The organism is Sphingomonas sp., from assembly GCF_048594985.1.
Lineage (GTDB): Bacteria > Pseudomonadota > Alphaproteobacteria > Sphingomonadales > Sphingomonadaceae > Sphingomonas_I.
On sequence record NZ_JBMDXG010000138.1, the window covers coordinates 1 to 10,058 of the forward strand.

Annotated in this window: 9 protein-coding genes and 1 pseudogene; 5 read left to right on the plus strand and 5 right to left on the minus strand. The window is 70.3% G+C overall.

What is annotated here, in order from left to right:
- Window positions 1-28: 28 nt before the first annotated feature.
- Complete coding sequence (locus ACOJSF_RS05335) at window positions 29-1,411, minus strand: M20/M25/M40 family metallo-hydrolase (RefSeq protein WP_420141189.1); 1,383 nt, start codon at window positions 1,409-1,411, stop codon at window positions 29-31.
- A 240-nt stretch (window positions 1,412-1,651) separates the two neighbouring features.
- Here ACOJSF_RS05335 and fumC point away from each other — a divergent pair, with 240 nt between their 5' ends.
- Window positions 1,652-3,043: a class II fumarate hydratase gene (gene fumC, locus ACOJSF_RS05340; protein ID WP_420141197.1), complete on the plus strand. Its 1,392-nt coding sequence runs from the start codon at window positions 1,652-1,654 to the stop codon at window positions 3,041-3,043.
- A gap of 89 nt (window positions 3,044-3,132) precedes the next feature.
- Entirely contained in the window at window positions 3,133-3,258 is a 126-nt protein-coding gene (locus ACOJSF_RS05345) for a hypothetical protein (RefSeq protein WP_420141190.1), read from the plus strand.
- A gap of 168 nt (window positions 3,259-3,426) precedes the next feature.
- On the opposite strand, the gene ACOJSF_RS05350 is transcribed toward ACOJSF_RS05345, so the two are convergent.
- Window positions 3,427-3,639 (minus strand): hypothetical protein, encoded by a 213-nt coding sequence (locus ACOJSF_RS05350; RefSeq protein WP_420141191.1) that lies wholly within the window; start codon window positions 3,637-3,639, stop codon window positions 3,427-3,429.
- 137 nt (window positions 3,640-3,776) lie between these two features.
- On the opposite strand from ACOJSF_RS05350, the gene ACOJSF_RS05355 reads away from it, so the two are divergent.
- The 3 genes from ACOJSF_RS05355 to ACOJSF_RS05365 all read left to right on the plus strand — a co-directional run bounded on the left by ACOJSF_RS05355 (window position 3,777) and on the right by ACOJSF_RS05365 (window position 6,825).
- Window positions 3,777-3,989, plus strand: a complete 213-nt coding sequence (locus tag ACOJSF_RS05355) for a hypothetical protein (RefSeq protein ID WP_420141192.1) — start codon at window positions 3,777-3,779, stop codon at window positions 3,987-3,989.
- Window positions 3,990-4,026: 37 nt separating this feature from the next.
- Complete coding sequence (locus ACOJSF_RS05360) at window positions 4,027-5,658, plus strand: FAD-dependent oxidoreductase (RefSeq protein ID WP_420141193.1); 1,632 nt, start codon at window positions 4,027-4,029, stop codon at window positions 5,656-5,658.
- Window positions 5,659-5,727: 69 nt separating this feature from the next.
- A complete protein-coding gene (locus tag ACOJSF_RS05365) occupies window positions 5,728-6,825 on the plus strand; it encodes an alpha-hydroxy acid oxidase (protein ID WP_420141194.1) in 1,098 nt (365 codons plus the stop codon).
- Between the two features lie 153 nt (window positions 6,826-6,978).
- Here ACOJSF_RS05365 and ACOJSF_RS05370 read toward each other — a convergent pair whose 3' ends face one another.
- The 3 genes and pseudogenes from ACOJSF_RS05370 to ACOJSF_RS05380 all read right to left on the minus strand — a co-directional run.
- Window positions 6,979-7,926, minus strand: a complete 948-nt coding sequence (locus ACOJSF_RS05370) for a copper resistance protein B (protein WP_420141195.1) — start codon at window positions 7,924-7,926, stop codon at window positions 6,979-6,981.
- Window positions 7,923-9,761, minus strand: a complete 1,839-nt coding sequence (locus ACOJSF_RS05375) for a copper resistance system multicopper oxidase (protein WP_420141196.1) — start codon at window positions 9,759-9,761, stop codon at window positions 7,923-7,925. Before ACOJSF_RS05375 ends, ACOJSF_RS05370 begins: the two co-directional genes overlap by 4 nt.
- 57 nt (window positions 9,762-9,818) lie before the next feature.
- Window positions 9,819-10,058, minus strand: a pseudogene (locus tag ACOJSF_RS05380) (hypothetical protein); the annotation flags it as partial.

A 10,058-nucleotide genomic window follows, 5' to 3' on the forward strand; every position in this document is an offset into this window, starting at 1 on the left:
GGGCGACGGCGAGAGGATGGAGAGGGCTTTACTTCGCCAGCGCCGAAAACAGGCTCCGGTAATAAGCCAGTCCCGCCGGGAAGTTCGCCACGGGCAGGCGCTCGTTCAGCCCGTGCGCGAAATCCTCGCTCGGCTTCGTGAAGAGCGGGCTGATGCTGTAGCTCGGCACGCCGACGCTGCGATACCACATGCTGTCGCTCGCGCCCGATGCCTGCGCTGGGAACACCGCGACGCCGGGATAGACCGCGTGGATCGATGTCTCGACCGCCGCCTTCACGTCGGGGTGCAGCGGGGAGGCGGGGGTCGCGACCGATCCCTCGCTCACGTCCTTCACCGTCACCGCCGGATCGCCGATCACGCGCACCAGTTCCTGCCTGATCTCCTCGACCGGGTGGCCGGGAAAGATGCGGCAATTGACGTTGGCGGTCGCGCGCTGCGGCAGCGCGTTCAGCGCGTGCCCGCCGTGCAGCATCGTCGCGACGCAGGTCGTCCCGATGCTGCCCACCGTCGCCGGATTGGCGGCGAGCGTGCCGATCGCGCGCGCGTCGGTCGGATCGGCGACGAACGCGCGCAGCGCGGCGGCGACCTCCGGCTCCTCATATTTCGCGGCATTGGCCAGCGACAGGCGCGTGATGTCGTTCAGCTCGGGCTTGAACCGATAGGCGCCGATCTTCGTCAGCGCGGTGGCCAGCTGGGTGATCGCGTTGACGGTGCGCGGCTGCGACGAATGGCCGCCCGGATTGGTCACGCTCAGCTCGAAATCGGCATAGGTCTTTTCGGCCGCGGTCCAGGTGAAATAAGCCGGCTTGCCCGTCTTTTCGTCGAGCACCCCGCCGCCGCCGTCGACATTGAGCACCAGCTCCGCGCCCTTCAGCTGCGCGGCAAGTGCCTCGCTGGTCTTCATCGCCGTCTCTTCGTCGCCCGAAAAGGCGAGGACGATGTCGCGCGCCGGGCGGAAGCCGCCGCGCCGCAGCTCGACCAGCGCGGTCACCGCCAGCGCGGCGTCGCTCTTCATGTCGCTCGCACCGCGCCCGAACAGCACGCCATTCTCGATCACCGGGGTGAAGGGATCGCGCGCCCAGTCCTTCGGGTCCGCCTCGACCACGTCCATATGCCCCGAAATGACGATCGGCTTCAGCTTCGGGTTCGATCCCTTCCACCGCGCGACCAGATAGGCCGTGTCGCCCAGCGGCGTGATCGTCACGTCGCCGTCCGCCCATCCACCCGCCGTCAGCGCCGCCTTGAACAACGCCGCCACCTCGGCGGTGCGATTGCCCGGTCCCGCGACCGATCGGATCGCGATCGCCTTCTCGGCCAGCGCGATCGCCTGTCCCGCGCCGTCCGCGGCCGGTGCGGCGTGTGCGCGCGTGCCCGCCGCCAGCAATGCGATCAGCGCCCAGGTCCGTTGCATAAGATCTCCCTTCGTCCTGCCTATCCCGCTTTCGGGGCCGCGCAAACGGGCAATGATGTTCTGTTTATGTTCTTCCCTCCGGTCGCAATCCATGATATACGACAACGGACGATGTCTTGCCTCATCGGCCGGCACCGGCTGGGGAAGGCGGGAAAACGCGTTAGTCCGGGCGTGAACTTCGTGAACTTTGGCAGGCTTGCTAAGGCCCGCGCGACCGAATCGCATTTGGAGACCTTCGCGATCATGAGCACGCGCACCGAAACCGACAGCTTTGGCCCGATCGAGGTTCCCGCCGACAGCTATTGGGGTGCGCAGACCCAGCGCTCGATCCAGAACTTCCCGTTCGGGGAGCGGGAGCGGATGCCGCTCGGCATCGTCCACGCGCAGGCGATCGTGAAGCAGGCGGCGGCGCGGGTGAACCGCAAGCATGGCCTGGATGCCGGGCTGGCCGACGCGATGGAGGCGGCGGCGCAGGCGATCATCGCCGGCACGCTCGACGCGCAGTTCCCGCTGGTCATCTGGCAGACCGGGTCGGGCACGCAGACCAACATGAACGTGAACGAGGTGATTGCGGGCTACGCCAACGAGCAGTTGACGGGCACGCGCGGCGGCAAGTCGCCTGTCCACCCCAACGACCATGTCAACATGAGCCAATCGTCCAACGACAGCTTTCCGACCGCGCTGCATGTCGCGACGGTGCTGGCGGCGGAGCGCACGTTGCTGCCCGCGCTCGACCGGCTGCACGACGCGCTCGGCGCCAAGGCGGAGGCATGGGACGACATCGTCAAGATCGGACGCACCCACACGCAGGACGCGACCCCGCTGACGCTGGGCCAGGAATTTTCGGGTTACGTCGCGCAGCTTGCAAGCTGCCGCGCGCGCATCGAAGGCGCGATGAACGGCAATTTGCGGAAGCTGGCGATCGGCGGCACTGCGGTCGGCACCGGCCTGAACGCGCCGAAGGGCTGGGCGGAGGACATGTCGGCCGCGATCAGCGACATCGCCGGCAGCCGGTTCGAGCCCGCGCCCAACAAGTTCGAGCAACTGGCGGCGAAGGATGGCCTGGTCTTCTTCTCGGGCGCGCTCAAGACGCTGGCGGTCGCGCTGACGAAGATCGCCAACGACATCCGCTTCCTGGGTTCGGGGCCGCGCTCCGGTCTCGGCGAGCTGTCGCTGCCGGAGAACGAGCCCGGCTCGTCGATCATGCCGGGCAAGGTCAACCCGACCCAGTGCGAGAGCCTGACGATGGTCGCGGGCCAGGTGATCGGTAACGACGCGGCGGTAACGGTCGGCGGGATGCAGGGGCATTTCGAGCTGAACGTGTTCATGCCGCTGATCGGGGCGAACGTCCTGCGGTCGATCCATCTGCTGGCCACGGGAATGGTGAGCTTCGCCGAGCGCTGCGTCGACGGGATGGAGGCGAACCGCGACCAGATCCGCGCCGGGATGGAGCGCTCGCTGATGCTCGTCACCGCGCTCGCGCCCGAAATCGGCTACGACAATGCCGCCTCGATCGCCAAGTACGCGCACAAGAAGCATCTGACGCTCAAGGAAGCCGGGCTCGAACTCGGCCTGGTCGACGAGGCGACGTTCGATCGCGTGGTCGTGCCGGAAACGATGCTCGGCCGCTGATCGGCCCACTCGATCTTTCTCAACGGGATTGTGCGTTTCCGGGGGAGCGCACGTCCCGCTAGCCTTCCTTCGACAAGGAGGATGGCATTATGGGCGACATCGGGAATTTCATCGGCTCGGCCCGGATCGTGCGCGCGGTCGGCCTGCCGCTGGTCATGCTCGGGCTCGCGTCCGCATGGGCCGCGTTCGGCCTGATCGTGCTGCGCCTCGCCTGACGGACATGCGGCGATCAAGGCGGCGCGCCCGCCGCGCCGTCATCCGGTCATGGAACCCTTGTCCCGTCTCGCCGCGGTCGCGCGCCGGCCGCTCGTCCTGCCGCTCCTCATGGCGGCGCTGGCACTCGGCTGGGTCGCGATCCTGATCTACACGCTCAAGGTAACCGCCTAGCTGTCGATCGGTTCGAAGCGCGGGTCTTTCGGGGGCGGCGGGGCCTTGTCCTCCTGCCGGTTGGCGTAGAGCAGCGCCGCGACCAGGGCGGCCGATCCGATGCCGATCGCCGCGCCCGCCTTCGCCGCCGTCACCAGATTCTTGCGCGAGCGATCCTTGCTCTTGCCCGATTCGTGGGGCTTGCGGTCGGTCTTCGGCGTGTCGGCCATCTCTGCTCTCCCTTGTCGCCTGCCTTGGGTCGCCCCTTGCTAGGCCCGTCGATGGGGCCAAAAGAAGGCGCGCGTCACCGGAACAACCCTCCTGCCTCGCGCGCTGTTCCGCCTGTCGTTTCGGAAGGGAGTCGAACATGATCGGCAGGGTGATCGGTGCGCTGGTCGGGCGCGAGCTTGATCGTGGTCGCAATGAAAGCGGCGTGAAGGGTGCGCTGGTCGGCGCCTTGGGCGTATCGGTGCTGCGGCGGATGGGGCCGCTCGGAATGGTGCTTGGCGGCGCCTATGTCGCGCGCAAGATGTACCAGCGCAGCCGCGCGGATCGCCACACCGCGCCCGACGTGCGATAACGCCGCCCGTCGGCGGCGGAGTTGGGGGGCAGGCGTCATGAGCGGGATGGCGAATCGCGAATATCAGATGTTTCCCGTGCTCGACGCGGGACAGATCGAGATTGCGCGCCGTTTCGCCAGCGGCCCCCCGCAGAAATTTGCCGCCGACGAGCAGATTTACGGCATCGGGGAGCAGCACGCGCCCTCGTGGCTGGTGATCGAGGGCGAGATCGCGGTCTATCGCCGCGACGGCCTGTCGCACGAGGCGCTGATCACGCGCCACGGCCCCGGCCAGTTCACGGGCGAGATCAACCAGCTTGCCGGCCGGCCGTCGTTCGCAGCGGGGAGGGCGGGGCCGGACGGCTGCACCGCGCTGCCGCTTGATGCGGTCCATCTGCGCGCGCTGATGGTCGGCTCGGCCGAGCTGGGCGAGCTGGTGATGCGCGCGCTGATCCTGCGCCGCGTTGGCCTGATCGAGGAGGGGGGCGCCGGCACGATCCTGATCGGGTCGCCCCGCGACCCCGATCTGGTCCGCCTCCAGGGCTTCCTCACGCGCAGCGGCTATCCCAATCTCGTCCACGACGTCGCCGAGACCGGAGAGGGCCGCGCGCTGGTCGAGCGGCTCGGCCTGCTGCCGGAGGAGCTGCCGCTGGTGGTCTGCCCCGACGGCACGCTTCTGCGCCATCCGACCGAGGTCGAGCTGGCCGCCTGCCTCGGCATGATGCCCACGCTCGATCCCGATCAGGTCTACGATATGGCGGTGGTCGGCGCGGGGCCGGCGGGGCTCGCGGCGGCGGTCTATGGCGCGTCGGAAGGGCTCAGCGTCATCGTGCTCGACGAACGCGCGATGGGGGGTCAGGCGGGCGCGTCGAACCGGATCGAAAACTACCTTGGATTCCCCACCGGCATCTCCGGCCAGGCGCTCGCCGGCCGCGCCTTCACGCAGGCGGTGAAGTTCGGCGCGGAGATCGCGGTTCCGCTCGCGGTGAAGCGGCTCGATTGCGACGCGAGCCCGATGCGGATCGAACTGTCGACCGGCGATACGATCCGCGCGCGCAGCGTCGTCGTCGCCTCGGGCGCGCGCTATCGCCGCCCCGCGATCGACGGGCTCGACCGGTTCGAGGGCGCGGGCGTCTCCTACTGGGCCTCGCCGATCGAGGCGCGGCTGTGCGCGGGGGAGGAGGTCGCGCTGGTCGGCGGCGGCAACAGCGCCGGGCAGGCGGCGGTGTTCCTCGCGCCGCAGGTCAAGCGGCTGCACCTGATGGTCCGGCGCGATCTGTCCGAAACCATGTCGCGCTACCTGATCGATCGGATCGCCGCGCTTCCGAATGTCGAGGTGCATGTCGGCAGCGAGGTCGTCGCGCTGGAGGGCGACCGCGCCGAAGGCCTCGTCGCCGCCGAGTTCCGCACGCACGACGGGGGCAGCCACCGCTGCGCGCTGCGCCACCTGTTCCTGTTCATCGGCGCCGAACCCAATGCCGACTGGCTGCGCGGGTGCGCTGACACCGACCGCCACGGCTTCATCCTGACGGGGCAGGGGCCCCGCCCGCTCGAAACCAACGTGCCCGGCGTGTTCGCGATCGGGGACGTCCGCGCCGGCTCGACCAAGCGCGTCGCGGCGGCGGTGGGCGAGGGCGCGGCGGTGGTGGCGCAGGTCCACCAGCTCCTGGCGGCGCAGCAGGCCGGATGACCGCGCCGCAGGGGGAGGTAGCGCGCCGATCCTGACGCCCGCCCGCCGCCTGTGCTAGGGGCCGGCGCGATGACGCTCCCGCCGCTCGACCGCATCCCGCCGCAGGTCGTCTCGCTCGCCGACTACGAACCGCTGGCGCGCGAACGCATGTCGCCCGGCGCATGGGCCTATCTGGAGGGCGGGGCCGGCGACGAATGGACGCTGCGCGAGAATGTCGCCGCCTTGGCCCGCCGCCCGCTGCGCCCGCGCGTGCTGCGCGACATGGCCGGCGCGACCACGGCCACCACCCTGTTCGGGCTTCCGCTCGCCGCGCCGATCCTGCTCGCGCCCGTCGCCTTCCAGAAGCTCGCGCACCTCGACGGCGAACGGGCGACCGCGCTCGCCGCCGCCGCGCTCGACACGATTATGGTGGTCAGCACGCAGGCGAGCGTGCCGATCGAGGAGATCGCCGCGCAGGGCCCGGCCTCCTTGTGGTTTCAGCTCTACATCCAGCCCGACCGCGACTTCACCGCCGCCCTGATCGCGCGCGCCGAACGTGCCGGCTATCGCGCTTTGGTCGTGACGGTCGACGCGCCGGTCAACGGCGCGCGCAATCGCGAGCAGCGCGCGGGCTTCGCGCTGCCGCCGGGGGTGGAGGCGGTGAACCTGCGCGGCATGCGCCCGCTCGCGCCGTCGCCGCCCGACCGGCTGCTGTTCGGCACGCCCCTGCTCGAGCACGCGCCCACCTGGGCCGATCTCGGCTGGCTGCGCGGCCTCACGCGCCTGCCGATCCTGCTCAAGGGGATTGTTGATCCCGACGATGCGCGCCGCGCGCTCGATGCCGGGATGAACGGGATCATCGTCTCCAACCATGGCGGCCGCGCGCTCGACGGCCTGCCCGCGACGATCGACCTGCTCGCGCCCGTCGTGGAGGCGGTGGGCAGGGCTGCGCCCGTGCTGATGGACGGCGGCATCAGGCGCGGGATCGACGTGCTGCGCGCGCTCGCGCTCGGCGCCGATGCGGTGCTGGTCGGGCGGCCCTACGTCCACGCGCTCGCCGCCGCCGGCGCGCTCGGCGTGGCGCACATGCTCCGCATCCTGCGTGGCGAGCTCGAACTGGCGATGGCGCTTGCCGGCTGCCCGACGATCGCCGCAGTGGACGCCTCGGTCCTCGCGCCGAAGAGCTAGACCCGGTCAACGCCCTACCTTCCCGTTCGCACTGAGCTTGTCGAAGTGCCGTTCTGCCTTCCGACGGGGCCCTCACCGCGAACAAGACGGTGCTTCGACAGGCTCAGCACGAACGATGCTCTGGTCAGCGTGAAAACGGAACGTCGATCCGCCCTAGAACCAGGCGCGGATTCCCAAAGTCAGCGCCGCGCCACCCGGATCGTCGCCCGCCGCGCGCGCGAAGCGTGCGGTGCGGCCCAGCCGCCGCTCCCACGCCACGCCGACATAAGGCGCGAATTGGCGGCTGATCTCGTAACGCAGCCGCAGGCCCAGCTCCGCCTCGCTCACGCCCCGGCCGATTCCGCGCGCGCGCATGTCCTGCGCGGCCAGCTCGATCTCGGCGCGCGGCTGCAGGATCAGCCGCTGCGTCAGGCGCTGATCGTAAGTGGCTGATGCGCGCCCGATCACGTCGCCCCTGGTCGAAAGGAACGCCGTTGCCTCGACCTCGAACCAGTAGGGCGCAAGGCCCTGCACCCCGACCGCCGCGAAGGTGCGGTCGGGCGTCGGCCGCACGTCGTGGCGCACGCCCGCCTGCAGATTGAAATAGGGCCCGACCGCGCGGCTGTAGAGCGCCTGCACCTCCCCCGCCTCCAGCCGTTCGCCCCGCGTGCCTTCGCCCTCGGTCTTGATCACCAGCCGGTTGATGTCGCCCCCGAACCAGCCCTCGCCCTCCCAGCGATAGCCGTCGCGCCCGTCGCGCACGCGGATTTCGGCGCGGTTGACCATGATCTGCGCGAAGGTCTGCGCGCCGCCCTCGCGCATCATCATGTCGCGCGCGCGGGCCATCGCCGCCGGGTCCCAGTAACGATCGGCCCAGTGGGCAGCCGGTACGGGCGGGGCGGGGGCGTCGCCGGGGGGTAGATCGGTGCCCTCGCGCGCCGTGACGGCGGGCGGCGGCGTCGTGTGCCCGCCATGCCCTTCATGTCCCGCCGCCGCATCGCCCTGTCCGTCCATAGGCATCGGCATCGCCATGCCCGGCATGGCATGCCCCGCATGATCCTGCGCGGCCGTCGGCGCGGCGAGCAGCAGGGCGGCGGCGAGCGGCGCGGCGCGGACGATCATGCCGCTCCCCCGCGCGGGCGCACGGTCACCACGCGCATCATGCCCGCCAGCATGTGATACAGCATGTGGCAGTGGAACGCCCAGTCGCCGACCGCGTCGGCGGTCAGGTCGAAGCTCACCGTCCCGCCCGGCTGGACCAGCACGGTATGCTTGCGTGGGGCATGCGCGCCATGCCCCGTCACCAGTTCGAAGAAATGGCCGTGCAGGTGGATCGGATGCCCCATCATCGTGTCGTTGACCAGGGTGACGCGCACCCGCTCGCCCTCGGTAAAGGCGAAGGGGGCGTGCGTGTCGGACATGCGCACCCCGTCGATCGCCCACATGAAGCGTTCCATGTTGCCGGTCAGGTGGATCTCGATCCGCCGTTCGGGCGCGCGAACGTCGGGGTTGCGCTCGATCGCGATGAGGTCGCGATAGGTCAGCACGCGATTCCCGACGCCTTCGAGCCCCTGGCCGGGAAAGCCGGTGCGGTCGGCCGGCGCGGGCGCGATCGTCTGCACGCCCGGCCCTTTGCGCACCTGCGGCGCATGCGTGAAGTCGCGCATCCGCATCGCGCCATGATCCATCGCCGGCGCGCGCGGGGCGGCTGGCGACGCCTGTTCCCCGGTGGCCAGCATGCGCGACGTATTCTGTTCGGCGGTCGGATCGATCCCGCGTGGGGGGGGGGGGGCGGGCGCCGGACCCTGCGCCATTGCCCCATGCCCCATCGCCGCATGGTCCATGCCCCCCATGCCCCCCATCCCCATGTCGGTCATGGTCGCCAATGGCCGCGGGCGCAGCGCCGGCACCTCGGCCGTCATGCCGGGACGCGGGGCGAGCGTCGCGCGCGCCATGCCCGATCGGTCGATGCTCTCGCCGACGATCGTGTAGGCGCGGTCCTCCGTCGGCGTGACGATCACGTCATAGGTTTCGGCCACGCCGATCTGCAGTTCGTCGACCGTCACCGGCCGCACGTTCATCCCGTCGGCCTGCACCACGGTGAGCGACAGGCCGGGGATGCGCAGGTTGAAGGTCGTCATCGCCGCCGCATTGACGATGCGCAGCCGCACGCGCTCGCCCGGCCTGAACAAAGCGGTCCAGTTGTCGCGCGGGCCATATCCGTTGATCAGGTAGGTATAGGTGGCGCCGGTCGCGTCGGCGATGTCGGCCGGGTCCATCCGCATCGCGCCCCATTGCGCGCGCTCGCGCGATGTCTGGTCGCGCCCGCCGATCAGCCCCGCCAGCGTCTGCCGCTGGAAATTGTAGGTGCCGGGCTGGACCTTCAGCCGGCGGAAGATCGCCGCCGGGCTCGATGTGCTGTGGTCGGACAGCATCACGACATGCTCGCGGTCGAAGGCGATCGGGTCGGGCCCGGCGGGATCGATCACCAGCGGCCCGTACAGCCCGGCCTGCTCCTGCCCGCCCGAATGGCTGTGATACCAATAGGTGCCGTTCTGGCGGATCGGGAATTCGTAGACGAACTCGGTCCCCGCCGGGATGCCGGGAAAGGACACGCCCGGCACGCCGTCATACTGCGACGGGACGAGCAGCCCGTGCCAGTGCAGCGACGTCTCCTCCTCCAGCATATTGATCACGCGCAGCCTGACGCGCTGCCCTTCGCGCAGGCGGATCATCGGCGCGGGCGCGGTGCCGTTGATGCCGGTCGCGCGCGTCCGCCGCCCGTCGACCGTCATCGTCGCGCGCGCGACGCGCAAGCTGATCTCCTCGCCCGACAGGACAGGCGCGCTCGGCGAAAGGCCGGCTGCCACCGGCTGCGCCCACGCGGGCAACCAGCCCGACAGCGCCAACGCGCCGCCACCGCGCAGCACCGCCCGCCGCCCGATCCGATCGCTCATCCTTGCCTCATCCTGCCCTATGGCGCCCGGCATTAGGCGGGGGTCAAGGGGAGTTCGTCAGGCGGCGACCACAAGTTTCACCAGCATGCCCGGACGGAGCGGCTGGTCCGCCGCCAGCCCGTTCAGCGTCAGGAAGCGTTCGCGCGGAAGCTGCTGCACGCGCATCCGCGCCGCCAGCGACGCGATCGTGTCCTGCGGCCCGACCGTGACGATCCGGATCACCGTCTTCGAATCGACCGCGCCGTAGGGCAGGCCGTCGAGCATCCGCAGGAAATTGGTATCCTGCCTGGTCGGCGG